Origin of the sequence: Maribacter sp. Asnod1-A12, assembly GCF_045063735.1 — a bacterium.
GTDB lineage: Bacteria > Bacteroidota > Bacteroidia > Flavobacteriales > Flavobacteriaceae > Maribacter.
The window spans coordinates 1,499,268-1,524,203 of record NZ_JBEFNZ010000006.1 but is presented as its reverse complement, the minus strand read 5'-3'; the positions used below and the strand labels follow the sequence as shown (position 1 = coordinate 1,524,203).

At 35.0% G+C, this 24,936-nt stretch carries 29 protein-coding genes; 10 read left to right on the top strand and 19 right to left on the bottom strand.

Annotation, left to right across the window (positions count from 1 at the left end; translation table 11 throughout):
• Positions 1–99: 99 nt before the first annotated feature.
• From ACJJVP_RS06390 to pdxA, 7 genes are all read right to left on the bottom strand, one after another.
• Positions 100–1,215, bottom strand: a complete 1,116-nt coding sequence (locus tag ACJJVP_RS06390; RefSeq protein WP_405411841.1) for an NAD(P)/FAD-dependent oxidoreductase — start codon at positions 1,213–1,215, stop codon at positions 100–102.
• An 81-nt stretch (positions 1,216–1,296) separates the two neighbouring features.
• A complete protein-coding gene (gene accC, locus ACJJVP_RS06385; RefSeq protein WP_036150607.1) occupies positions 1,297–2,649 on the bottom strand; it encodes an acetyl-CoA carboxylase biotin carboxylase subunit in 1,353 nt (450 codons plus the stop codon).
• 84 nt (positions 2,650–2,733) lie between these two features.
• Complete coding sequence (accB, locus tag ACJJVP_RS06380) at positions 2,734–3,222, bottom strand: acetyl-CoA carboxylase biotin carboxyl carrier protein (protein WP_405411839.1); 489 nt, start codon at positions 3,220–3,222, stop codon at positions 2,734–2,736.
• Between the two features lie 33 nt (positions 3,223–3,255).
• Positions 3,256–4,248 (bottom strand): beta-ketoacyl-ACP synthase III, encoded by a 993-nt coding sequence (locus ACJJVP_RS06375; RefSeq protein ID WP_405411837.1) that lies wholly within the window; start codon positions 4,246–4,248, stop codon positions 3,256–3,258.
• A gap of 233 nt (positions 4,249–4,481) precedes the next feature.
• A complete protein-coding gene (rpmF, locus tag ACJJVP_RS06370) occupies positions 4,482–4,679 on the bottom strand; it encodes a 50S ribosomal protein L32 (RefSeq protein WP_027065618.1) in 198 nt (65 codons plus the stop codon).
• Between the two features lie 7 nt (positions 4,680–4,686).
• Positions 4,687–5,217, bottom strand: a complete 531-nt coding sequence (locus tag ACJJVP_RS06365) for a DUF177 domain-containing protein (protein ID WP_036150613.1) — start codon at positions 5,215–5,217, stop codon at positions 4,687–4,689.
• A gap of 122 nt (positions 5,218–5,339) precedes the next feature.
• Entirely contained in the window at positions 5,340–6,392 is a 1,053-nt protein-coding gene (gene pdxA / locus ACJJVP_RS06360; protein WP_036150616.1) for a 4-hydroxythreonine-4-phosphate dehydrogenase PdxA, read from the bottom strand.
• Positions 6,393–6,530: 138 nt separating this feature from the next.
• Here pdxA and ACJJVP_RS06355 point away from each other — a divergent pair, with 138 nt between their 5' ends.
• Positions 6,531–7,115 carry a riboflavin synthase gene (locus tag ACJJVP_RS06355; protein WP_036150617.1) on the top strand — a complete coding sequence of 195 codons (585 nt, stop codon included), beginning with the start codon at positions 6,531–6,533 and terminating at the stop codon, positions 7,113–7,115.
• Between the two features lie 4 nt (positions 7,116–7,119).
• Here the strand turns inward: ACJJVP_RS06355 and ACJJVP_RS06350 are convergent, their stop codons facing one another.
• A complete protein-coding gene (locus tag ACJJVP_RS06350) occupies positions 7,120–8,208 on the bottom strand; it encodes an acyltransferase family protein (RefSeq protein WP_405411833.1) in 1,089 nt (362 codons plus the stop codon).
• A gap of 7 nt (positions 8,209–8,215) precedes the next feature.
• The gene (locus tag ACJJVP_RS06345; protein ID WP_405411831.1) at positions 8,216–10,027 is read right to left on the bottom strand and encodes a sodium:solute symporter family protein; all 1,812 of its coding nucleotides are present in this window, start codon (positions 10,025–10,027) and stop codon (positions 8,216–8,218) included.
• 75 nt (positions 10,028–10,102) lie between these two features.
• On the opposite strand from ACJJVP_RS06345, the gene ACJJVP_RS06340 reads away from it, so the two are divergent.
• The 3 genes from ACJJVP_RS06340 (at position 10,103) to ACJJVP_RS06330 (ending at position 13,539) form a co-directional block, all read left to right on the top strand.
• Entirely contained in the window at positions 10,103–10,858 is a 756-nt protein-coding gene (locus tag ACJJVP_RS06340) for a sulfite exporter TauE/SafE family protein (protein ID WP_405411830.1), read from the top strand.
• 51 nt (positions 10,859–10,909) lie between these two features.
• On the top strand, positions 10,910–11,896 hold the full coding sequence (locus ACJJVP_RS06335) for a hypothetical protein (protein WP_405411828.1): 987 nt from the start codon (positions 10,910–10,912) through the stop codon (positions 11,894–11,896).
• Positions 11,897–12,015: 119 nt separating this feature from the next.
• On the top strand, positions 12,016–13,539 hold the full coding sequence (locus ACJJVP_RS06330) for a GH3 auxin-responsive promoter family protein (RefSeq protein ID WP_405411826.1): 1,524 nt from the start codon (positions 12,016–12,018) through the stop codon (positions 13,537–13,539).
• A gap of 10 nt (positions 13,540–13,549) precedes the next feature.
• Here ACJJVP_RS06330 and ACJJVP_RS06325 read toward each other — a convergent pair whose 3' ends face one another.
• Together ACJJVP_RS06325 and cls are read right to left on the bottom strand one after the other, a co-directional pair.
• Positions 13,550–14,116 carry a hypothetical protein gene (locus ACJJVP_RS06325; protein ID WP_405416147.1) on the bottom strand — a complete coding sequence of 189 codons (567 nt, stop codon included), beginning with the start codon at positions 14,114–14,116 and terminating at the stop codon, positions 13,550–13,552.
• Positions 14,117–14,169: 53 nt separating this feature from the next.
• On the bottom strand, positions 14,170–15,594 hold the full coding sequence (gene cls / locus ACJJVP_RS06320) for a cardiolipin synthase (protein WP_405411824.1): 1,425 nt from the start codon (positions 15,592–15,594) through the stop codon (positions 14,170–14,172).
• Positions 15,595–15,727: 133 nt separating this feature from the next.
• Between cls and ACJJVP_RS06315 the strand changes: the two genes are divergently transcribed.
• Positions 15,728–16,138 (top strand): arsenate reductase family protein, encoded by a 411-nt coding sequence (locus tag ACJJVP_RS06315; protein ID WP_405411822.1) that lies wholly within the window; start codon positions 15,728–15,730, stop codon positions 16,136–16,138.
• 70 nt (positions 16,139–16,208) lie between these two features.
• The gene (locus ACJJVP_RS06310; protein ID WP_405411820.1) at positions 16,209–17,765 is read left to right on the top strand and encodes a hypothetical protein; all 1,557 of its coding nucleotides are present in this window, start codon (positions 16,209–16,211) and stop codon (positions 17,763–17,765) included.
• 58 nt (positions 17,766–17,823) lie between these two features.
• Here ACJJVP_RS06310 and ACJJVP_RS06305 read toward each other — a convergent pair whose 3' ends face one another.
• Positions 17,824–18,006: a hypothetical protein gene (locus tag ACJJVP_RS06305; RefSeq protein WP_405411818.1), complete on the bottom strand. Its 183-nt coding sequence runs from the start codon at positions 18,004–18,006 to the stop codon at positions 17,824–17,826.
• 256 nt (positions 18,007–18,262) lie between these two features.
• Between ACJJVP_RS06305 and ACJJVP_RS06300 the strand changes: the two genes are divergently transcribed.
• A complete protein-coding gene (locus ACJJVP_RS06300) occupies positions 18,263–19,300 on the top strand; it encodes a helix-turn-helix domain-containing protein (RefSeq protein ID WP_405411816.1) in 1,038 nt (345 codons plus the stop codon).
• Here the strand turns inward: ACJJVP_RS06300 and ACJJVP_RS06295 are convergent.
• The 3 genes from ACJJVP_RS06295 to ACJJVP_RS06285 form a co-directional block, all read right to left on the bottom strand.
• Positions 19,297–19,989, bottom strand: coding sequence for an SOS response-associated peptidase (locus ACJJVP_RS06295; protein ID WP_405411814.1), 693 nt, complete (start codon positions 19,987–19,989; stop codon positions 19,297–19,299). The two genes, ACJJVP_RS06300 and ACJJVP_RS06295, sit on opposite strands and share 4 nt — an antisense overlap.
• Positions 19,990–20,174: 185 nt before the next feature.
• Positions 20,175–20,624 carry a PA2169 family four-helix-bundle protein gene (locus tag ACJJVP_RS06290; protein ID WP_405411812.1) on the bottom strand — a complete coding sequence of 150 codons (450 nt, stop codon included), beginning with the start codon at positions 20,622–20,624 and terminating at the stop codon, positions 20,175–20,177.
• Between the two features lie 50 nt (positions 20,625–20,674).
• Entirely contained in the window at positions 20,675–20,917 is a 243-nt protein-coding gene (locus tag ACJJVP_RS06285) for a hypothetical protein (RefSeq protein ID WP_405411809.1), read from the bottom strand.
• 266 nt (positions 20,918–21,183) lie between these two features.
• On the opposite strand from ACJJVP_RS06285, the gene ACJJVP_RS06280 reads away from it, so the two are divergent.
• Positions 21,184–21,396, top strand: coding sequence for a DUF2945 domain-containing protein (locus tag ACJJVP_RS06280; RefSeq protein ID WP_405411807.1), 213 nt, complete (start codon positions 21,184–21,186; stop codon positions 21,394–21,396).
• Between the two features lie 15 nt (positions 21,397–21,411).
• Here the strand turns inward: ACJJVP_RS06280 and ACJJVP_RS06275 are convergent, their stop codons facing one another.
• On the bottom strand, positions 21,412–22,488 hold the full coding sequence (locus tag ACJJVP_RS06275; protein ID WP_405411806.1) for a DNA topoisomerase IB: 1,077 nt from the start codon (positions 22,486–22,488) through the stop codon (positions 21,412–21,414).
• A gap of 256 nt (positions 22,489–22,744) precedes the next feature.
• Here ACJJVP_RS06275 and ACJJVP_RS06270 point away from each other — a divergent pair, with 256 nt between their 5' ends.
• Complete coding sequence (locus ACJJVP_RS06270) at positions 22,745–23,350, top strand: DUF2652 domain-containing protein (RefSeq protein WP_405411803.1); 606 nt, start codon at positions 22,745–22,747, stop codon at positions 23,348–23,350.
• A gap of 97 nt (positions 23,351–23,447) precedes the next feature.
• Positions 23,448–23,915, top strand: a complete 468-nt coding sequence (locus ACJJVP_RS06265) for a Dps family protein (RefSeq protein WP_405411801.1) — start codon at positions 23,448–23,450, stop codon at positions 23,913–23,915.
• Between the two features lie 75 nt (positions 23,916–23,990).
• Here ACJJVP_RS06265 and ACJJVP_RS06260 read toward each other — a convergent pair whose 3' ends face one another.
• Genes ACJJVP_RS06260 through ACJJVP_RS06250 form a run of 3 tightly spaced genes read right to left on the bottom strand, consistent with a single transcriptional unit; the run spans position 23,991 to position 24,872 of the window.
• Entirely contained in the window at positions 23,991–24,185 is a 195-nt protein-coding gene (locus ACJJVP_RS06260) for a hypothetical protein (RefSeq protein ID WP_299798917.1), read from the bottom strand.
• Between the two features lie 6 nt (positions 24,186–24,191).
• A complete protein-coding gene (locus ACJJVP_RS06255) occupies positions 24,192–24,539 on the bottom strand; it encodes a hypothetical protein (protein WP_405411798.1) in 348 nt (115 codons plus the stop codon).
• Positions 24,540–24,872 carry a YtxH domain-containing protein gene (locus ACJJVP_RS06250; RefSeq protein ID WP_405411796.1) on the bottom strand — a complete coding sequence of 111 codons (333 nt, stop codon included), beginning with the start codon at positions 24,870–24,872 and terminating at the stop codon, positions 24,540–24,542.
• Positions 24,873–24,936: the final 64 nt, after the last annotated feature.

The window sequence follows — 24,936 nt, the reverse complement described above, 5'->3', positions numbered from 1 at the left end:
AATAGATAATCTGAGGGGGCATACAATTTATAAATAAAAACAAGAGTAGACCCGACTTTTTGATAAGATTTCAAAAAATGGGGTGAACGGAATAATTTCTTAGTCTAAAGTACTGGCTAATTTTTTCCCAATAGTACTGCCGATAGCAATACCCATACCTCCTAAACGAACACCGCATGCTACATTACCGGATAGTTGTTTAAGTATCGGTTTCTTTTGTTTACCAACGCCCATAATACCGCTCCAGCTGTAATCAATTTCAAAAACGGTTTTTGGTAAAATGACTGATTTCAACAACCCTTGGAGTTTATTTTCTACTAAACGGGTTGTTCCAAACTCAGTAGTTTCTTCGGTTTTAAAATCCAGATTACGACCACCGCCCAATAAAATTCTATTATCAATATTTCGGAAGTAATAGTAGCCCTCTTCTAGATGAAATGTTCCTTTTATATGCAGGTCTTTAATTGGTTTTGTAATCAATACTTGTGCCCGTGCAGGTTTTACGTTCTCCGACAGTAGTTGAGAAGCAAAACCATTTGTTGCTATCAGTAATTTTTGGGTCATAAATTCCAGGTCATCTGTTCTGACTATTACTTTTGCCCCTGCATCATCAAAAGAATGTACTTGAGTTGAATTTACAATTGTGATGCCTTTTTGCTGTGCTAATTGCACTAAGGCTGACATCATCTTACCGGTATTAATTTGCCCTTCAAATACTTGAGAGATATAGTTGCTGTTAATTTCTTTGAAATTGAAGGTATTTGGAGTGGCCTTAAAGGCATCCTTTTTAAAAACGGGATGAAGTAACTCGTTTACCGACTTTAATTCCTTTAGACAGCTCTCAAATAAAGCAACATCCTCATTTAAAAATAATTCGTGTCCGCCATTATTCTGATAACCAATTACATCATCCCCTAACAACGTACGTAGCGATTGTATTCCATCAAACCGATCTTGAACCAATTGCAGTACTACTTGTTCTGAATGTGTTTTTAGGTCTGATAAAATTTCAGAAATACTACCAAAACAGGCGAACCCTGCATTTTTGGTACTGGCACCTTGAGGAAGTTTTCCTTTTTCCAAAATAAGAATACGTGCTTTAGGATACTTTCGTTTTAATTCTAAAGCACAGTTTAAACCTACTATTCCACTACCTACAATAGTAAAATCGATATTAGAAAACCAAGATGTACGTTCCCAGTAGCTTAAATTCATAGTTGCATTTTGATATAAGATAAAAAATCAATCTTAAAAAAGAACATAAAAAAACTCCAACATTGCTGTTGGAGTTCGTTATTAATTTTCTGGTTGAGGATCCATTTTCCAATCGTCCATAAAAGCTGTCGTATAATTACCAGCCAAATAATCTGGGTGGTCCATCAACTGCCTGTGGAAAGGAATGGTCGTTTTAATTCCCTCAATTACGAATTCATCTAAAGCTCGCTTCATTTTATTGATCGCCTCTTCCCTTGTTTGGGCAGTAGTGATGAGCTTTGCAATCATAGAATCATAGTTTGGAGGAATACTGTACCCACTATATACATGCGTATCCATACGTACCCCATGACCACCTGGCGTATGTAAGGTTGTAATCTTACCCGGTGATGGCCTAAAGTTATTATAAGGATCTTCCGCATTAATTCTACACTCAATAGAATGTAATTTTGGAAGGTAGTTTTTACCTGAAATCGGCACACCTGCAGCTACAAGTATTTGCTCACGAATTAAATCGTAATCAATAACCTGCTCTGTAATAGGGTGCTCTACTTGAATACGGGTATTCATTTCCATAAAATAGAACTTACGGTGCTTATCTACCAAAAATTCTATGGTACCAGCGCCTTCATATTTTATGTATTCCGCAGCTTTAACCGCAGCTTCACCCATTTGCTCTCTTAACTTATCTGTCATGAAAGGTGACGGAGTTTCTTCCGTCAACTTTTGGTGACGACGTTGTACAGAACAATCTCTTTCTGACAAGTGACAAGCTTTACCGAATTGATCACCAACAATTTGAATTTCAATATGTCTTGGCTCTTCGATCAGCTTTTCCATATACATACCACCATTACCAAAAGCAGCAGTTGCTTCGTTAACGGCACTATCAAAAAGCTCTTCCATTTTATCTTCAGAAAAAACGGCGCGCATACCTTTACCACCACCACCGGCAGTAGCTTTGATCATTACCGGATAGCCCATTTTCTTCGCTATCTTCTTGGCATCTGCAACATCTTTCAATAGACCTTCTGAACCTGGTACACAAGGTACACCAGCTTCTTTCATGGTTTCTTTGGCCGTAGCCTTATCTCCCATTTTGTCTATTTGATCACCAGAGGCACCAATGAATTTTATATCATGCTCTGCACAGATTCGTGAGAACTTTGAATTTTCTGAAAGAAAACCATAGCCTGGGTGAATGGCATCTGCATTTGTAATCTCTGCAGCTGCAATTATATTTGGGATCTTTAAATAGGATTCACTACTAGCGGCAGGACCAATACATACAGCCTCATCTGCAAAACGCACATGTAAACTTTCTTCATCTGCCTTACTATATACGGCTACCGTTTTAATACCCATTTCTTTACAGGTACGGATAACACGCAAAGCGATTTCTCCCCTATTGGCAATCAGTATTTTTTTAAACATCTTTTAAATTTTAAGTTCTTGGTTCCACATAATTCTTACACACCGCAGAACAGCGGTATCTAACAATAACTACTCAAAATTTAGTTAAGAAGGATCTACCAAGAATAATGGTTGATCAAACTCTACCGGTGAAGAATCGTCTACCAAAATCTTAACGATTTTACCAGAAACTTCAGATTCTATGTCGTTGAACAATTTCATTGCCTCAATAACACAAAGTACATCTCCTGTACCAATTGTCTGACCTACTTCAACAAAAACAGGTTTGTCTGGAGAAGGTTTTCTGTAGAATGTACCAATGATAGGAGACTTTATTGTAATAAACTTATCATCTTCCGCCTCTGCTGCCGGAGCTGCAGGTGTAGCTGCTTCTGCAGGTGCTGCAGGTGCCGCTGCTACCGGTGCCGCTGCTGGCTGCGCCATAGGCATAGTATGCACGTAAGTTGGTTCAGAATTACCAGTTAAGCTTCCGGTACGAATGGTAATCTTAATATCATCCGTTTCCAGTTTTACCTCGCTAGCGCCAGACTTGGCAACAAACTTGATAAGGCTTTGAATTTCTTTAATATCCATATTTTCTAAGTTATAATTGGTAGTTGATGTTAGTTAATACGCCCATTTAAGGTAAATAGAACCCCAAGTAAAACCGCCACCAAAGGCTGCAAATACAAGATTATCTCCTTTTTTAAGCTGTTTTTCGTAATCAAATAATAATAATGGTAATGTTGCTGATGTAGTATTACCGTAACGTTGAATATTCATCAACACTTTTGAATCACCTACACCCATTCTTTTGGCGGTAGCATCAATAATACGTTTGTTCGCCTGATGTGGCACTAGCCAATCTACATCTGACTCGGTAAGATCATTTCTATCCATGATCTTTGCCGCTACATCTGCCATATTAGAGACGGCAAATTTGAATACCGTTTTTCCTTCTTGAAAAATGAAGTGTTTTTTATTGGTAACACTTTCTATAGTAGCTGGCATCAGAGATCCGCCACCTTCCATGCCCAAATATTGTCTACCGCTACCGTCTGCTCTCAAATACTCATCTTGTAGACCAAGACCTTCTGTATTAGGTTCAAAAAGAACTGCACCGGCACCATCTCCAAAAATGATACATGTGGTACGATCGGTATAGTCAATAATAGATGACATTTTATCTGCACCTATTAATAGTACTTTTTTATATCTACCTGTTTCTATATGACCTGCTGCTGTGGACATGCCAAAAAGAAAACTTGAACAGGCCGCCAATAAATCATAGGCAAAAGCATTGACCGCTCCTATTTCTGAAGCCACGAAAGCTGCTGTAGAAGCAACCATACTATCTGGTGTTGCCGTAGAAACTATAATAAGGTCTATTTCAGAAGCATCTAGCCCCTTCTTTTCCATTAGGTCCTTTGCCGCTTTAATGGCTAAATACGACGTACCTTCTCCCTCTTCCTTTTTAAGTACCCTTCTTTCCTTAATGCCCGTTCTGGTAGTAATCCATTCGTCATTGGTTTCAACCAAATCCTCTAGCATTTTGTTGGTCATTACAAACTGGGGAACATAGCCTCCTACCGCGGTAATAGCTGCTGTAATTTTGGTCATACTTTATTTGCTTTCTTGTAAAAAACTTAAAAAACCTGTCAAAAGTCATGAAAATTAGTGATTTTCAACGACTTTTTGGGTAAAGTTATCGGGTTTTTGAAAAATTGCAATTAATAGCCATACCTCTATTACCAGTTAATTTATCTGAGTAACAAGGGTGTAAAATACAAATTGGGCTAAAAAAAACTCCCTACTTCAAATGAAGTGGGAGTATAGTATAATGTAAAAGGTTCTTAAGCTTCTGCTTCTTCAGTTTTGTCAACCAAAACTTGACCTCTATAATGTAATTTTCCTTCGTGCCAGTGAGCTCTGTGAAAAAGGTGAGTCTCGCCAGTTGTAGAATCGGTAGCCAATGTAGGTGCTACTGCTTTATAATGTGTTCTTCTTTTGTCTCTCCTTGTTTTGGAAATTTTTCTTTTAGGATGTGCCATTTAAACCTTATTTATCCGTTAATAGTTTCTTTAATGCGTCCCATCTGGGATCGTTTTCTTCTTTATCTGATCTTTTCTCTTTTGGTTGAAGCTCCTTTAACCTGTCTAACACTTCAGATTCTAAAGTGCCATCTTCAATACCAGGGTGAATTCTTTTTTGCGGAACTGCCAATACTAGCATTTCATACACGTATTGCGCAATGTTCAATTGGTGCTCGTTATGAGGAAGAATCAATATTTCATCATTCTCGTCATTATACTCTTCACCAAACTTTACCACCAAATGTAAATCTCCGCTTATAGCTTGATCATACGGTTCGCTAGTAATGTCACAATCAACATTCACTGTTCCAGATGCCTCCATATCAACCTCCATCATAGTACTTGTTTTATGAAGTACCACATCTAAATTGATGCTGGCAGCGTTGAACTCATCATATCCAAAAGAATCAAAGAACGTATTGTCAATCTGGTAATTAAAGTTGTGTTTTCCTTGCTTCAATCCTGAGAAAGGAATATTGAACTCCTTTTGCTTCATCACGTACACACTTAAATTAACACTAATCGCCCACAAAAGGCGGGTGCAAAGATACTATAATTTTGATAAAAGACAATAGTTATCAACTATTTATCTTTATAACTTTTTAATCTAACTAAATTTTAACGTTCTCTCTTTAAACGTTGCTTTTTTAATACGTCTTTAGTGAGCTCTTCGTACTCCGTTCTGTTCTTAAAAATCTTTAATGCCATAAAGACCGCTTCTTTAAAAGAACTCTCGTCTGCCACGCCTTTTCCTGCTATTTCATAGGCTGTTCCATGATCTGGTGATGTTCTCACTTTACTTAGCCCTGCCGTAAAATTTACTCCTTGACCAAATGATATGGTTTTAAAAGGGATTAACCCTTGATCATGATATGCCGCTAAAATGGCATCGAACTTTTTATAACCATCAGATCCAAAAAAACTATCTGCTGAGTACGGTCCATATACTAAATGACCCATATTTGACATTTCTTTTATCACCGGCTTCATTACCTCATCGTCTTCTTTGCCAATTACTCCGTTATCTCCACTATGCGGATTTATACCCAATAAAGCTATTTTTGGTTTGCGAATACCAAAATCCATCTTCAATGATTTTTCAATGGTATTGATCTTATCGCGTATTAACCTTGGTATTATAGCTGCAGAAACATCCTTTACCGCTACGTGATCTGTCAACAGACCTACCTTTAAGGTATCTGTTACCATAAACATTAAACTCTCACCATCCAGCTCTTGCGCTAAAAAGTCTGTATGTCCTGGAAATTTAAATTCATCTGACTGAATATTATTCTTGTTGATCGGTGCGGTTACCAACACATCTATATCTCCTTTTTTTAATGCATCTACTGCTGCTCGTAGAGATTTAATGGCATATTCACCACCAGCTTTAGTTGCTTGTCCAAAATCAATTCTTGGCACTTCTTTCCAGACATTTACAATATTGACCTTATTATCTATCGCTTTTGACGCATCTGGAATTCCGTTGAAAACAACATTAAGTTTCAACTGCTTCATTTGAAAGGAAACCGTTTTATTAGAGGCAAAAATAACGGGAGTACAGAAGTCTAACATTCTGCTGTCTTGGAATGTTTTTAATGCAACTTCACATCCTATTCCGTTTAAGTCTCCTATTGAGATGCCTAACCTTATTTTCCTATTTTCCTCCATGATAATCTGTACCTTTGTAACCCCACTTAAAAACCTTAAAATTGGTTTTAACTTTCCAAAAGGAGAAGCAAAGTGGTCGTCCTAATTTAAATATTGGGACACATATTAAAGGACAAAATTACTTAAATTAAACGACACATGTTTACGGGAATTATTGAAACATTAGGTAAAGTTACTTCTCTGGAAGCCAAAGGCGGAAACTTAGATATCACTATAGAATCTAGCTTAACTCCTGAACTTAAAATAGATCAAAGTGTTGCACATAACGGTGTTTGCTTAACGGTTGTAAGTCTTACTGATACTACTTACACGGTAACTGCCATTGCAGAAACACTGAATAAAACCAACTTAGATACGCTTAAAACCAATGATGTTGTAAACTTGGAACGTGCCATGATTTTAGGGTCTAGGTTAGACGGCCATATTGTTCAAGGTCATGTAGATCAAACTGGGGAATGTACCAGTGTAAAAGAAGATAATGGTAGTTGGATATTTTCTTTCACCTACGATGTAAAAACTGGAAACCCCACCATTGAAAAAGGATCTATTACCATTGACGGTACTAGTTTAACCGTTGTTAATTCTGGAAAAAATTCTTTTGACGTAGCTATTATACCTTATACCTACGAACATACTAGATTTAACACCTATAAACCGGGTACCATTGTAAACCTTGAGTTTGATGTTATTGGGAAGTATGTTGCAAAATTGATGGCGAAATAACCAGCTATACCTTAATAAATATCTTTTTCTGATATAGAATATAGCCCACAAGGCTATAGAATAGCACTACACTCAACCCATATAAAAGGGACGATGTTTCTAGTGCCAAAAAATCATGGACATATATTTTTTGGAACAACCACCCATGCAAAGAGGTGTCGCCAATTTGTACTTGCCCCATTACCTTGCTGATAAAACTTGAAAGGAAATAAATAACGATGGCATTTGCACCTGCATACCTGAATATAGAACCAAATTCTATTTTCTTTACATCTGTCAAATAATAAATCAAAGCTAAAATAAGGTTTGCCCAACCTGCAGTGACCAATACAAAACTACTGGTCCAAAGTGCTTTGTTGATTGGAAAAACAATATCCCACAAGTGACCTATAATTAAAAGGCCGCCACCAAATCCCATTAAAATAGTTGCTTTCTTTTCTTGCTCAGCGGTTAATATCAAGCCTGTAAAAACTCCCAATAATGAACTTGCAATTGCAGGTATGGTACTTAACAACCCTTCTGGGTCATAATCTGCTTTGTAATTGTGAGAACCGAATACTTTTACATCTATCCAATTGGCTAAATTATTTGGTGCCCTTTCTAATGTTGATGTCACTCCGTCTACAGGAACAAAAGTCATCAACAACCAATATCCTATTAATAATATTACTGTTACCCAAATCAACTGTTTCCAATTCAGGTTAATGAATAACAATGCGGCAAAAAAGAACACGACACCGATGCGTTGCAACACTCCCGGAAAACGAATATCACTGAAGCTTTTAAAGAACGGAAAGTGAATAAGAAACGCACCTAAGAAGAGTCCTAATGCAATTAACTTCAATGCTCTTATCGCAATCTTCTTATAGGCTTTAGCATCTACGGTTCTATTTTTATAGGAGAATGCAATTGATGTACCCACAATAAATAAGAAGAAAGGAAAAACTAAATCGGTCGGTGTGTAGCCATGCCAATCGGCATGCAAAAAAGGGGCGTATACATTAGACCATGTACCTGGTGTATTAACCAAGACCATTAGTAATATGGTAGCTCCCCTAAATATATCGACCGATAAAATTCTATCCTTTATCATCTTGCTACTACAATATGTTACCTTTTAAGCGATTCCAAGCTTTTACCAATAGTACACCTGCAATTGCAGAAACAGCTGTTAAAACAATGGCTTGTGTGGTTCTACCATAAATCCAATACCCTGTAGCGAACATTATAGAATAAATTAGAATAACTCCTAACAACATTGCCGTTATACCTGCGGGTACACTCCACTTTTCTTTATCTTTTACAATCTCTACTGCATCGGTTTTTGCATCGGCGACTACTTTAGACCAGCCAGGCCCACCTGGTTGAATCTTCTTGTAGAAACTTCTTAAGGTATCGTTAGATTCTGGTTGTGTCATAAATGTCGCTATCAACCAAATCACCGTAGTCAACACTACAATAAAGATGTATTCTGACCAGTCTGGCAAAACGCCTGTTTCCGAGGCAAAAAGATATGCCCCTACGGGAGTCAGTTTTAATATAATAGAAATAATACCCGATGCGAACATCGCAGTAATCTCACTCCATGCATTAATTCTCCACCAAAACCATCTTAGTATAAATATAAGTCCGGTACCGGCACCAAAAGCCAATAATATATCAAATAATTGAAGCGCATTTTGCAGCAATAAAGCCAATGCAGCACTAAATAGCATTAAAACAACTGTTGAAATTCTACCTACTGCTACCAATCTCTTTTCAGATGCCTCGGGATTTATCTGTTGCTTATAAAAATCAAAAACGATATACGAAGATCCCCAGTTTAACTGTGTACTTATCGTACTCATATATGCCGCAACTAAGGATGCTAAAACAACGCCCAACAATCCGCTAGGTAGTTTGGTCAACATTGCTGAATATGCCAAATCATGACCTAATTTATCTGGAGTTACATTTGGGAAAGCTTCTTGTATACTCGCCAAATCTGGATATACTACTATAGAAGCCAATGCGACTAGAATCCATGGCCATGGTCTTAATGCATAGTGCATAATATTGAAAAAGAATGTTGCACCAATTGCATGATTTTCATCTTTTGCCGCCAACATACGTTGCGCAATATAACCACCACCACCTGGCTCTGCACCTGGGTACCAAGAACTCCACCATTGCACAGCTAGGGGAATAATAAATAAGGTAATCAATGCCTTCTTATTGCTGAAATCTGGAAGGATGTTTAGTTTTTCAGAAACATTTTCATTTGCCATTAAAGCTTCAATACCACCAACCTCTGGTATATTCACCAAGTAATAAGCAGCGCCAATTGCCCCTGCCATTGCTACAAAGAATAAAAGGAAATCGGTATATACTACCCCTTTGAATCCGCCGAGTGCACTGAAAGTTACGGTTATCAAACCAGCACTTACAACCGTTTGCCAAGGTTCTAAGCCAAGCATAATACTTCCTATTTTTATTGCCGCCAATGTTACGGCCGACATGGTAATTACGTTAAAAATCACACCTAAATAAACCGCCCTAAACTTTCTTAAAAAGCTAGCAGGTTTTCCGCCATAGCGCATTTCATAAAATTCTAAATCTGTATTTACATTCGACTTACGCCACAATTTTGCATAAACGAAGACGGTTAGCATACCTGTTATTAAAAAACACCACCATACCCAGTTACCAGAGACGCCATTTGTACGAACTATATCTGTTACTAGATTAGGTGTATCTGTTGAAAAGGTAGTTGCTACCATCGAAAGTCCTAAAAGCCACCACGGCATGGTTCGACCAGATAGAAAAAATTCTGATGAACTTTTACCAGATGTTTTAGATACATAAAACCCTATGCCTAAGACAAGGGAAAAGAAAACTACAATAAAGGTATAGTCTAACGTACTGAGTTCCATAAGTTGGTTTTAGGTTGATTGTTAAAGATATATTATTTTAGGACATTCTTATACCTAATACGCTAAACGTACCTCGTGCTACTATCAATAACTACAGAAATTACCCCAACAGCTTGGATTTTGGCATCAATTGCCACTTTTATTATAGGATTATCTAAAGCAGGCATTAAAGGTATTGCTGTTTTAAACGTCACCATAATGGCTTTAGCTTTTGGCGCAAGACAGTCTACAGGCATGGTGGTACCTCTTTTAGTTCTTGCTGATATATTTTCCGTTATCTACTATAATAAATATACACAGTGGAAATATGTCTTTAAAGTATTACCGTGGATGCTCGTTGGTTTATTAATAGGTGTATTCATAGGAAACGAACTGCCCGAAAAGTTTTTTAAAATAGCCATGGCAATCATAATCATCATTACTGTTGGTATGATGTTTTATTGGGATCGCAAAAAGGACAAGAACGTACCATCTCACTGGACATTTGCCGGAGCCATTGGTACCATAGCCGGTATTACTACCATGGTGGGTAATTTAGCGGGAGCTTTCTCTAACATTTACTTTTTAGCCATGCGCTTGCCAAAAAATCAATTTATAGGTACGGCAGCTTGGTTATTTTTAATTGTAAATATCATTAAACTTCCATTTCATTTTTTCATCTGGAAAACCATATCTATTGAAACTTTACAATTGAACTTGATGCTTTTACCTGGTATTCTTTTAGGGTTTTTCGTTGGAGTCCGATTTATAAAACACATTAAAGAAGCTTTTTTCAGAAAGATGATTTTAGTATTAACTGCTGTGGGTGCGGTGCTTATTATGCTTAGTTAGTGTTGTATCTTTAGGCTTGATTCTTAGTATAATTGTCAAATTGTGTAAAAAATGAAAATTGGATTAAAATCATTACTGGCTTTACTTTCATTACTAGCTTTTTCAAATACTAATGGACAAAACATTGTTGAAGAATATCAAAAAGCAAAAAAAGACAGTTTAAGAATCGGAGAACTTAACACTGATTTTCTTGAATATATTGAAAAAGGATATACACTTGCCAAACCAGATAATACATCAAATATTTCTGGGGTAATTATCTTTTTTGAGGGTTCTGGATTTGACAAAAAGAATATGAGTGCAAAACAATTGTATACTCAGGCGAATATAGCCGGGTATGCTGTTTTATCTGTTTCAACAGAAATACCATTGGACTTCTTTTTCTCTGAGAACTCAATTATAGATGCGCATAAAATAATCGAGAGGGCTTTCGACAAAAATAATTTACCGAATAATAATGTATTCTTAATTGGTGTTGGTCTATCTGGACATAGAGCCTTAAAATATGTTGAATATCAAGAAAAAAATAGTCCTGATTTCGCATTGAACTTATCTGGACTCGTTATTTGCGATGCACCATTAGATTGGGTAAGACAATACAATGAAGGCAATAGAGATAGAAGAATTAATTATGACGAAGGTGCTGTTTGGGAAGGGTCTTTCTCAAATTTTATACTTGAGGAAAATCTCAAAGGTAGTCCAACATCAAATCTTGAGAACTATCTTAATTTTTCATCTTACAGCTATTCAGACAAAACCGATAGAAAAATTAAATATTTTAAAAAATATCCGGTAAGAGCTTACATGGAAGTTGCTATAGAATACTGGTTAGAAAAGAAAAGAAAGACTACAATTGACAATAATGGACCAGATATGGTCGGTCTGATTGCTCAATTAAAATTGACGGGAAATGAGAAGTCAGATTTAGTGATATTTTATCCACATGAAAGTAAAACAGAAAAAAAGAATACTGCTGCTACTTGGCTTGCAGTAGATAAAGATGAACTAATGGCTTGGATTATAAAATGGTCCAATTAGAAATTAAAGCTATATCCTTAAAGCGCCAACCCAATAAAGTCCACATATTTCAGATTAGGGTTAATCTTTACCCCACGTAACCAGTAATTTAGCAGTACTAACCTAAAATACCGTTACACATGAATATCATAGGGAATTTTATAAAAGGAGTTATCGATATTACCGACAAAATTACTGGTGATGATAACCCTATTGAAGATCAAAAAGCTGTTCTTCAAAACCTTTTAGAAACAGCAAAAGATACTTCTTTTGGTAAAGCCTATGACTTCAATAGTATTCTAGAAAGTGATCATCCGCAGCAAGCATTTCGTGATGCCGTGCCTTATTTCGATTATAATCAAATCAATGAAAAATGGTGGCATAAATTGCACGAAGACCAGACCGATGTAACGTGGCCCGGTAGTCCTGATTATTTTGCGCTGAGTTCTGGTACAACTGGTAAGACAAGCAAACGTATTCCGGTGACCAATGCTATGATAGATGCTATTAGACAAGCGGGTATTAAGCAAGTGTTAGCAATTTCGAATTTTGATCTTCCGGCAGATTTCTTTGAAACGGGAATTTTAATGCTGGGCAGTTCTACTGATTTGGTTGAAAACGACGACCATTTAGAAGGTGAGATCAGCGGTATTAGTGCCAGTAATATTCCATCTTGGTTTAGTGGATATTACAAACCCGGAAAGGAAATTGCCAAAATTGATGACTGGGACGAGCGTGTGGCAAAAATTGCCGAAAAAGCTGCAGATTGGGATATTGGTGCCTTAAGCGGAATACCATCATGGATTGAGTTGATGTTGAAAGAAGTCATTAAAAAGCACAACCTCAACAACATTCACGAGATTTGGCCTAACCTGCAGGTGTACACTTCTGGCGGAGTTGCATTTGGACCGTACGAGAAGAGTTTTAATGCCTTAATGGGGAAACCGGTAACGGTAATTGACACCTATTTAGCATCCGAAGGGTTTATTGCTTTTCAAGCAAGATCAGAAACCGATGCCATGAAATTGGTAACGGATAACGGAATCTATTTTGAGTTTGTTCCCTTTGATCCTGATTATATTTTAGAAGATGGTTCTCTTTCTCAAGATGCTCCTTCGCTAACTTTATCAGAGGTTGAAACCGGTCAGAACTATGTACTTATAATCAGCACAGTTAGTGGTGCATGGCGTTATTTAATTGGAGACACTATAGAATTTACCAATGTGGAACGTGCAGAAATTAAAATTACAGGCCGTACCAAATTCTTCTTGAACACCGTGGGCTCGCAATTATCTGTCAATAAATTGGATGATGCACTACAAGACATCATGGAAACCTTTGATATTGAAATACCTGAATATACCCTTTGTGCCAAAAAATACGAGGACGGATTTTACCACACTTGGTATTTGGGTACTACAGCAACACAAGACGCTGAAGCTATAGCTGAAGAACTAGATGAATCTTTAAAAGCTGCCAATAAAAATTACAAGGTTGCTCGTTCTAAAGCTTTAAAAGGAGTGAAAGTTTTTACCATTGACCCTACTGTTTTTCATGATTGGAACGACTTTAATAAAAAGAAAGGCGGACAAGTAAAAATGGAGCGCGTAATGAAAGAGGAAAAGTTTGCCGAGTGGGAAGCTTTTGTCAAGAGTCAGAAATAATTCAGCTCTTTTATTCTTTTAATGCAGCATCTCTTTCTTCCACCAAAATCATTATTTCTTCAGGAGATAGATAGAAATTCTTAATTCTATCTACATACTTTTGGGTTAAACCCGCTTTCTTTAAAATGAACTCTTTGGTTGCAAGAATATACGTTTCCATACCGTGGTTTACCGCATAAGAATCTGCACGGCGTTCAGCCCCGCGAATGTATTTTTTAGAGGTAATATATTTAAAGCCAAAACCTATTAAATTCAAACCACTACGTTGTTGGTAATCCATCACATGGCCCAGTTCATGACCCAACCACCCGATCATTATTTCTGAAGGAATGTCTTTAGTATAGTAAACCGAATCTGCAATCTTTATTCTTTCACTAATCAATATTTTATAAGACCTGTTTTTCTTGGATTTAAAGACACTCCAAAATGAAGGCTGCGCCTGCATGGTAGATTTCTTGATATTCTTCTTGAACTTAAATTCTATAGCCACATCTGAAAGCTCAGGATAATGTGAAAGTGCAATTTGCGCTTCTTCTTTAATTATTGGGGGAATAGTATGTTGTGCAGATGCAACCATAGGGTAACTTAATAGTATTAAGAGTAAATAGTTCAATTTAAATATGAATTTTATCAAAGTAGCGGACTAAAGAATTTAGCAAGACCTTCTAAGAATTTACTGAATGGTGATCTCTTTCTAAACTTTTCTAAATTTATTTTTACATCATCGGTACAATGCTTTGTAAATAACCTTTCTATATGTGAAGCTTTATTCTTATCATACAATATAGCATTGGTTTCAAAATTGTGTTCAAAGCTTCTGTAGTCAAAATTACCAGAGCCTACAGAGACTATTTCCCCATCTATGATAATTACTTTGCTATGAGAAAAATCAGGTCTTAAATATATATTCGCACCTACTTCTAATAAGGCTTCGAAAGTTGAAAACATGCTATATTGAGCCAGCAGTGAATCTGAAATTTTCGGAGTTAATAAGGTAACTTGCACTCCACTTAGTGCAGCAATACGTATGGCTTCCAATACGGGCTCGCCAGGTATAAAATAAGGGTTGGCAATACAGATACTTTTGGTAGCAATATTGATCATCGCCAAATACTGCTGCATAATGGCAGGGTATTTAGAATCTGGTCCGCTTGAAATAATCTGCGCCACCGTGTTACCCACAGGCTCTACTTTTGGAAAATACTTTTCTTGCAATAATAATTCTTCTTTACCTGCAAAATGATAATCTTTTACAAAAACCCGTTGTAAACTGTTTACGGCAGGTCCTACAATTTTTAAATGTAAATCTTGCCACACCCCAAGTTCAGATACTGGTTTCATGTATTTATCAGATACATTGAACCCACCGGTAAATCCTACTTTTCCATCAATAATTATAATTTTTCGATGATTTCTATAATTCAGCGTAAACAACAGATTACCGAAGCGAATTGGCATTGTAGAAAATGCCTTTACGCCAAGATCTTTGAAGCGTTTTACCCGTTTACCACGCATAGAATTACTGCCAAAAGAATCATACAACATTCGAATTTCTACCCCTTCTTCGACCTTTCTTTGAAATAGCTCGTAAAACCTATCCAACAACATACCTTCCTCTAAAATATAGTACTGAAGGTGAATAAAATCTTTTGCCTCTTCGATTGCTTTAAAAATGGCATTGAATGTTTCTTCTCCACTATTCAACAAGGTGATATCATTACCTTCATAAGGTGCGAAATAGCTGTTTTTTCGAATAAGCGAGGCTAATTTTTCTGATTTGTAATCGTTGAACCTATGCACACTCTGTTCACCACCCTCAAGCTCTTTATGGGTTTCAGAATACAGTCTTCTCTTCTCTGTCTGCTTTAGTTTAAAAAGCTTAAATTTTCGTCTATTAATACCGAATAAATAGTATAACAGGGGACCCAAAAAAGGGAAAATTATAACCGATAAAGACCAACTGATCATCTTAGTTGCTCTGGATCCATTGAAAATAATATTGACTATACTCCACAATGTTACTGCTATGTAAGTAAGCCAAAAAACAGTATTCATATTCTATTTGTTGGTTCTTTAACAAGATACTATAATTTGCCCAAGCCCTACTTTGATTAAACCTATCAAGATACTTTTAGTTTTAAACGAGTTAATTACTACCTCTAGATGTGAGTACTTTTAAAAAAAAGTGATGGGAGTAATTGCTATGGATAAAAAACAAATAACATTATATTACAGTTCGAAAAATTCAATAGGCAAACAATTAAATGCCTATGTTGAATCTTCAGGTAAAAATCATTTAACAATCGATATCTCAAAGACGAACGTAACGGGCACCCAATGGGCCGAATTAGCCGAAGGGTTAAATAAAAATATTTCTGACCTGGTGAATACCGATTATCCAGATTTTAAGGTAGCATATGGTGATACTGTTGTTGATTTAGATGATGACGGTTGGTTGAAAATTTTAGATAAAAATCCTAGTTTTCTTAAAAATGCCATAGTAATAAAGGGTAAAGAATTTATTGAACTTACTAGCGCATCAGATTTTAAACAATATATGGACTCTGATAGTGCCGGTATTGAAAAACCTTATAAATAAAGGGCAAATTTACCTAGTTCTACGTATAGGTTTTCTAAACTTCTAATTACTCTACCTTTAAGATATACCTATGAACAGAATCTTTAAATGGCTATCTCTTTTCCTTATCTTCTTAGTTGCAGCCTATATGCTTGCCGAATGGAAAATGAAGAATGAAATTATTAGCTTTTTGGAAAGAAAGGTGCCTAGCCATATAGATTTCTCTTACGATAAAATTACAATTAATCTAATTAAAGGCAACATAGCATTTGAAGAAGTCGCCGTGGTCAGTTTAGGAAAACAAACTTCTTCTTGCGAAATAAAAGTCGATGCCAATAAGCTATCCATTAAAGGTTTTAGTTATTGGAAAGTGCTATTTCAAAAAGCGATTTTTATTAAATCATTGACGCTTACCAAACCTCATCTCAATTTTAAAACTTGTCCAAAAAATGTTGATGAAGACACCGCAAATAAAAATAACCCAATTAAATTATTAAAAGAGATATTCGTTGAAGAACTGATTTTTGAAGGTGGAATCGTAGAAGTTTGGGACGATGAAGAAGAAGTAGAATTGATTGCTGTTAACGAAATTAATCTTTCTTTAAAAGAAGTGGCTACAAACCCAAAAACTATTGCTAAATATATTCCCTTCACATTTTCAGAATACTATATTGAAATTCAAAATTTTAGTGCCCCCCTGGGCGAATTTGAAAAGCTTCAAATGCAATCAATGGTTATGAACAACGCTACAATCGACATCACTAATTTTTCACTTTTTACAAAATATTCTAAAACAGTATTAAGTGAGAAAATCAGCTATCAAAGAGACCACACTAATTTCTCTGTTCCATCAATAAAAGTAGAAAATCATAATTACTTAGTCTCGAAAGATTCTTTACTCATCAACTTCAAAGAACTCGCACTTAACACTCCAAAGTTAAAAGTTTACAGAGACAAATCTAAATTAGAAGATTTTAGAAATAAGCCACTTTATGGAAAATTATTGCAAAAATTACCCTTTAAAGTCGCTATTGACTCTATTTTCATCAAAAATGGGGCAATTGTCTATGAAGAGAATATACCGAATAACGCGCCTGCAGGGGCTCTTAGTTTTGAAGATTTGAATGCCTCTATAAGTAATTTATCAAACCAGAAAAATACCCAAGATTTGGTAAAAATTGGTCTTACCGCCAAATTAATGAATACTGCTAAATTTCATCTAAATTGGCAATTTGATGTCTATGACCCCAATAGTACTTTTCTAATTTCTGGGGGACTATCTAACCTCAATACCTCTAGCTTGAATGATTTTCTTGTGCCCAATTTAAGAACACAGACCACCGGTACCATAGACCAACTATATTTTACTATTTCAGGTAACGAACACAATTCGAAAGGAGACATTAAAATGAGTTATGAAGATTTTAAGTTTGAAGTATTGAACAAAGAAAGAAACGGAGTAAAAAAAGTACTTTCATTTATTGGTAATTTATTTGTAAACGATGGTTCGAAAACAGATGAAGACGGATACCGTTATGGTGAAATTTCGGCAGAGCGAGTAAAGAATAAATCTTTCTTCAATTACTTATGGATCAATATAGAAGACGGACTTTTATCTGTACTAACAGGAAACGGTAAAAAGGAATAAAATCAAAAAAGCCAGGTAGTAAACTACCTGGCTTTTATCTTCATAGCAGTATTTTATACTAGTTGTCATCAGTAGCATCATCTACTGCGTCTTCAACTTCATCAGCGCCATCTTCGATTTCATCTCCGACATCATCCATTCCTTCTTCGATCTTTTCTCCTGTAGTTTTTTCTTCTCTACAGCTAGTTGCAATGCTCATTGTTGCAAAAGCAAATACAATCATTAATAGTGACTTTTTCATAATATAGATTTTAGTAATTAGGTTAACATTTTTTATTTATAAGTATATCGGCATATTTTTTAACTATATAGTCTCCAATAACTTCTAACCCAAAGATGAGCTTTTTAACAGAGAACGCTTAGTTGTAAAAAAGTGAAAATTAACTCATCTACCCAAAGCGCATTTGTGTTAATTAACATTTGAAAAGTGTTAAGGTTTTTCCTCTTTTTCTAGTTTTTTTGTGTTGTACGATGTTCGTTGTACATAAAATAAAACAATGAAAAAGTTAATTATAAACAGTTCTAGGTCTATCGAAATATTTACTCAAATACAGAAATGTGTACAGGGTGAGCTAAGAGAAGACTGGGGTGAAAGTGTTTTAACTTTTGATACTACTGTTGGAAAAGGGTCTTTAAGAACCATAGGTTTTAACTGGGGGGTGTCTCTTATTGATTGCAATATTACACTTACTGAAGAAATTGAACTTGTTTTTGAAACTCAAGACTTGGCACCTATTGAATTCATTTTTATTTCTAAGGGGTATTTTGATTACAGTGAAAACAATACAGATTCATATACCCGATTAGAACAATTTCAAAACACAATTATCTCGCACAAGAGAGATGCCGAAAAAACATTTTTATTTCCGAAGAACGAGACTTTGAAAGTAAACTTTATACGAATTAACCGTAAAGAATATTTACAAAAGAAAAATAACAATATCTCTCAACTGAATCAACTGTTGGTTTCATTGTTTAATGATAGCAAAGGAGAAGCCACATTTAAACACGGTGGTAGCTTTAGCTTGAGAATTGCAGATGAGATCAAGTTATTAAACGATGTTGGCTCTAATAGCGGTATGCTAAGGTCTCTCTCTTTAGAGGGCAGGCTTTACCTAATTCTATCGTTGCAGTTATTAGAACATAAAAATTTTGAAGAAAATATGAATTTACCCGAAGCTATTTCGAAAGAAGATATTTTAAAAATTCACAAGTTAACCACTTATATTCTAGAACATATTTCTGACAATATTTCTATTGCTACCTTGAGTGGTGAATCTGGCTTAAGTCCCAAAAAACTACAATTAGGATTTAAGATTCTGTATTCTAAAACGGTGAACGAATATGTGAGGCAACTGAAATTAGAAATCTCTAAGGATTACTTAAAAAATTCTGATTTATCGGTATCTGAAATCGTATATGCCATTGGTATAAGAAGCAGAAGCTACTTCTCGAAGATTTTCTTTGAAGCCTATGACATTCTACCTACTGAATATAGAAAACATTTAAAAAACAAGAACTCATCTTTGAATTAATTCTCAGGATATTCGAAAGGCATTAACATACTATCGTATGATATATCAAGATTAAAAAGATTTTTAGCAATAGGCTCTACATTTAACTCTGTGGTGTGTGGCGGTTTTAATATGTCTATTACCCTATCTATTCTAGTTTCTGTAGAAAGCCACTCTTGCTTATCATCATGATTTATAACAATTGGCATATAATCTACCAAGTTTTGAAACTTGACTACTTCATTTTCAAGTGGTCCAGTTAGTAATGAGCATGTTATGAAACCATCTTCAAGTACGGTATATATACCCGCTAAATATAAAATTTCTCCTCTCTTATTATTAACGTGATACGGATAAATTCCGCCTTTTCTCAAAACGGATGTAAAAAAACCGGTAACGGGAATTATACACCTTCTACTTGTAAACGAATCATGATACCAAATGTCAGTTTCTAAATTGTACGATGGTATTGTTAACGTGTTGGTCAGTTTTTGAAATAACTCCCAATCTTCATGGAAACTGCTTGGCAACAAGCCCCAAATTGCTAAAGAAATAGTATTGGAGTCAGCCATGGTTACCACCGGTATAGATACCTCGTTTAGTCCATTAATGACTACTTGTGGTGAGTATAAATTTGGATACTTGAACAAAGCATTTAAATCACGCTCTATCTCCTTCATTTTTGCTGTATTCGAAATTTTAAAATACATATCAATCATTTGCTTTAAACCTAAAGTTCGCCAAATAAACAAAGCCCTCTTATTGCAGAAACTAAAAAATATGACCCAATAACAAATTGGTTATAGTTTAACAATATAGCCTTTGATATTTATAAATTACATCGCAAAAAAAAGAGGCTTTAAAAGCCTCTTTTTTTTTGTTTTCATTAGTGAAATTACCTGACGTTCTCTAATATCTTAATATTCGAAAGGCTGTTTTCTATTGCTACTTTATGGCTTCTTAAAATTGTTGCCGTGGTCGAAGGTAGTGAAGTGTCTTCCAACACATCATTATATTCTTCAATAGCGGCTTTTTCGCCCCTATTAGCTTCTTCTAACATAGCTTCTGCGTTGTCTAAAGAAAAAAGAGCCTTTACATCCATCCAGGCCCTATGAGCTTTACCCGCCATACTATCTCCCTTGTCTACGTTTTGACCAAACGTTTTAATTTCAGCTTTTAATTCGTGTCCAAAATCATAACGCTGCTTTGCCTTGATTTCAAAGAAAGACTTCAGTTGCTTGTTTTCTGTATTCTCTGCTGCTTTTTTAAATCCTTTCTCAGCATCGTACGTTTTTTCTAAAAGTTCGTTTAACTTGTTTCCTACTTCTTCGGTATATGTACTCATTTCTTATTGTTTTAATGATGTGACTTTTTATTTAGAGATGTCAACCACAATTACATCTTGTAAAATTTATTTCTATTCTTAAAATCCTTTAATTTTCTCTTTAGTTCACTAATGTCTTTTGCTTTAGACTGGTCTGAATACATGAGCACATGCTCCATATCAATTTCAAAAATTGCATCTTCATCATCATCCGTTAAATCATTTAAGGTACTATCCACCAAATAATCTCTTACTAATAGACCCACATAGCCTAAAATGCCCATTATCGAAATACCTATCATTAAATCTAACATATGCTTTGTTTTGAATTCAAATTTATAATAGATAAGGGGTCTTTTTTACCTTGAAAAAAAGCAGCATTAACTCCTTTGAATAGGGTTAATAATCAGGTGTATAGGATTAAAAATATAGTGCCCATCTAACACAATAAACTGTTAGATTTTAGAACTTGCAGTATCAAATTAGTTCTCACGTTTGTGCATCTTATATAGGTAGTTTCCATCACTTGTTCTCCAAACACTAGAAGTGATGGAAAGCACAAACAAAAATTAAAAATGTTATGATTAGAAAAGGTACAACTGTAAAATGGTCTTGGGGCAATGGTACTGCCGAAGGTAAAGTTGAAGAAACCTATACCTCAAATACAACTAAAACAATTAAAGGAAATGAAGTTACCAGAAATGGTAGTGATGATGACAAAGCACTTTACATTAAGCAAGAAGATGGCGATTACGTTTTAAAAAGCGAAAGCGAAGTGGAACGTGCGGATTAAGTTATTAATTAACCATTAGTTTTCTTTAGCTAAACTCTGTAACGGATTAAAATCTGCTATTAAATTGATCAAGACTTTCTCAGCGGCAGTTTGGTTTTCCGTTGCTTTTGTAGATGCTACTTTTTTAATGGCTTCGTCTAGCTCATTTCTTTCATATATACTTACTACGAATGGGTGCACATAATACTTCTTACATACATTTCTAGTATTACCTAAAGCCTTTGCGGTGTCATCAAAAGCTTTTATGATATTCTTTTTAATCTCACTATCTACCTTCGTAGGTTCATTTTCAATAAGAGATTCAAAAAAGATGAGTGTACCAGACCAAGTTCTAAAATCTTTTGCCGTAAAAAGATCTCCGCTGATTTCCTGCAAATATTCATTGACCATGCCACTGTCCACACCCATTTTTGTTCCATCCTCATCAAAAAACTGAAAAAGGTCCCAACCTGGTATTTCTTCACATTGTAAAACCAATTTTCTTAGTTTTCTATTATTAAGGGTAATGTTATGCTTTTTACCCTTCTTACCGGTAAACTCAAACTTTAGCTTATTCTTACTAGTCTTTAAGTGTCTTGTTCTTAAAGTTGATAAGCCATAGGTTTTATTTCTTTTTGCATATTGGCGATTACCAATACGAATATGGGTCTCTTCCATTAACCTAACAATTAGGGCCAAAACCTTTTCTTTAGGCCACCCATCTAACTTTAAATCTTCATCTACCTTTTTACGAATATTAGGTAAGGCTTCCCCAAAATGATGCATTCTTAAAAACTTGGTTCGGTTTCTTACCCTCAACCATAAATCATGATAACGATACTGTAACCTATGTTTTACATCATAACCTACTGCTTGTAAATGAGCATTGGCAATAGGCGCTATTTTCACCTTTTGCCATGCCGGCGGAATCACCAGTTTTTTAATTCTAGTTAATTCAGTCTTTTTACTGAGCGGCTTATTTTTAAGTAGGTATCGAAATTTATCTTTCTCCTTAATACGTTGTATAGATAGCGCTTCCCTATTTACATATTTTAAATGCATATGCGCAGCTACATCATGTGGTTCACTCGCAAGTAAGTCTGAATAATTCATTTTATAAGTGCTTTAAAATTTGACCTCTGTACAAATAGAAAATTTTGTTTACTTGTTCTTTAAATATATTAAACAAAATTAATAAATCATGATACTACTTCTGTGTTATATAAAACTCTTTTGTAGCCTAAAACCTTCTTCAAACTATTTAGTTAGGTGTAATACTCAAATTCGATTACGATAGTCTTTTTGGGTAAAGGAGTATTTTTAATCACAGAAGTTCAATACCTTTCATTTTCACATTCTACTACTGCTTATGAAAGGAGAACCCATGTTAATTTGTATACCCGACATAAGTGGCTTTACAGAGTTTATGAGCGAAACAGATTTTGAATTAAGTTCAAAAATTATTCCTGCGCTATTAAACCAAATTATCTACACAAATAAAATCGGACTCAAAGTTTCTGAAATTGAAGGTGATGCTGTTTTATTTTTTAAGACAGGCGAAATGCCCAGTTTAGAAAAGCTTATCGAACAATGCAGAATTTTTTATACGGAATTTTATAGGGAGTTAGAATCTTTGAGAAAAAAACATCAGAAAAATAAGGATGCCGCTGTAATACCCGATATTCTCGGTTTAAAAATTATACTGCACTATGGTAAAGAAATTGCACTAACAAAAGTTGGCAATAGCATTAAACTTTTTGGTGAAGACTTAATCATTGCACACAAGCTTTTAAAAAATAAAATAAAGTTGAGTGAATATTTGCTATTGACCGACGGCTTAACCAATTACTATAAAGAAAATGATTTAAATAACCAATTTGATTGGGGTTTACTAAAACACAACTCTACAGAATACGATCATGTTGGCGTAATAAATTACTCTTACATTAATTTAAAACCACTTGTGCAAGAATAACGTTAAATATCGTTAAAACGTTCACCATTAAGCTTTCTGAGTTAACGCTAAACTTCTCGATTCTTTAATTTTGTAGTAGAATAATTAAACAAATATTATGAGCTATTTAGATATAAAATCGAAAGATATAGAGCCAATAGTCAAAGAATTAAATGTTTTATTGGCTGATTACAATTTATATTATCAAAATCTTAGAGGTTATCATTGGAATGTTTCCGGAAAAAACTTTTTCGACCTACACATTAAGTTCGAGGAGTTATATACCGATGCAAGAATCAAAATAGATGAGATTGCCGAGCGTATTTTGACCTTAAGACATAACCCAACTAGTGAGTTTTCTAAATATTTTGAGATGTCTTCAATCAAAGAGACATCTTCTCTTATTGCCGACACCGAAATGGTAAAACACATTTTAAATCAGCACGAAACTTTGTTAAAGCAAATGAATAAAGTCATTAAAAAAGCCGAAGCTGGTGGAGATGAAGGTACCATTGATATGATTGGAGCTTACATTGGTGAAATTGAAAAGGTAAGCTGGATGCTTGACGCCTGGACTAAAGAATAGGTTTTATTTAAAACCAAAATATAAAAAAGCACCTCTAATATTAGAGGTGCTTTTTTATTTCAATATAATTACATTTTACTTTACAACCTTACGCATTATATAAAGCATACCAAATTTCTTCGCAGCAGAAAATGCCGTCGAAACCCAATTGTAAGGACTCAAATCTTCCTGTACATCTTGTTTTAAACCTTTAAGCTCTTCCAATGCAATTTCGCGCTCTAATTTTAAGCGTTTTAAATTGAATTCTATCTCCTCAAAATTTTTGTACATAGTTTCTTAATTAAAGAATTTGACCGACAGTTTTTTTACCAGCATATTATCTAACTTACTTCTAAAGATGTAAGCTAAAATCAACAGTAAAATAAACAATCCTCCAGCAAGTAAACAAGCGCCTACCATGCTATCAAGTATATTTGCTAAGAAAACAACACCAGCAACGGTTATAAACATAAGTGCCAAAAAAGCAAGACCACCTATGACTGCCATTTTTAATAGCATACCGGTGGTCATTGTTAATTGTTGAAACACTTTTAGCCTATAGTATTCTTGAGTTTTTTTATAGTAAACCTCTCCTACATCAATTGCCTTATTAGACGTTTCGTTAAGTGAATCAATAATTCCCATTTATACTGTTTTCTGCAGTTTCTTATTTTTTGTCTTTAATTCAGCTAATTTCTTCTCTAATGTAGAAATCACATCTTCTGTTTTGTAGCTCAAATCAGATACTAAAGATTCTACTCTTGTATCTAGAGTTTCTCTTTCATCATACATTTTAGAAGCCACCCTATTTTTAAGATCAACTGCACTGTCTGCAAAATTGTCTCTTGTTGCAGCTGCCTGATCAGCTATTAATTTTCTCGTGTTCTCACCTTTGTCAGGTGCATAAAGAATTCCCAATGCAGCACCAATTGCAGATCCTGCAATAATTGCTAATAATGTATTTCCACTATTGTTCATATTATAAATATTTTTGATTAAACGTTTTTTATACATGATAAGGTAATCATTATCGTGTTCAACA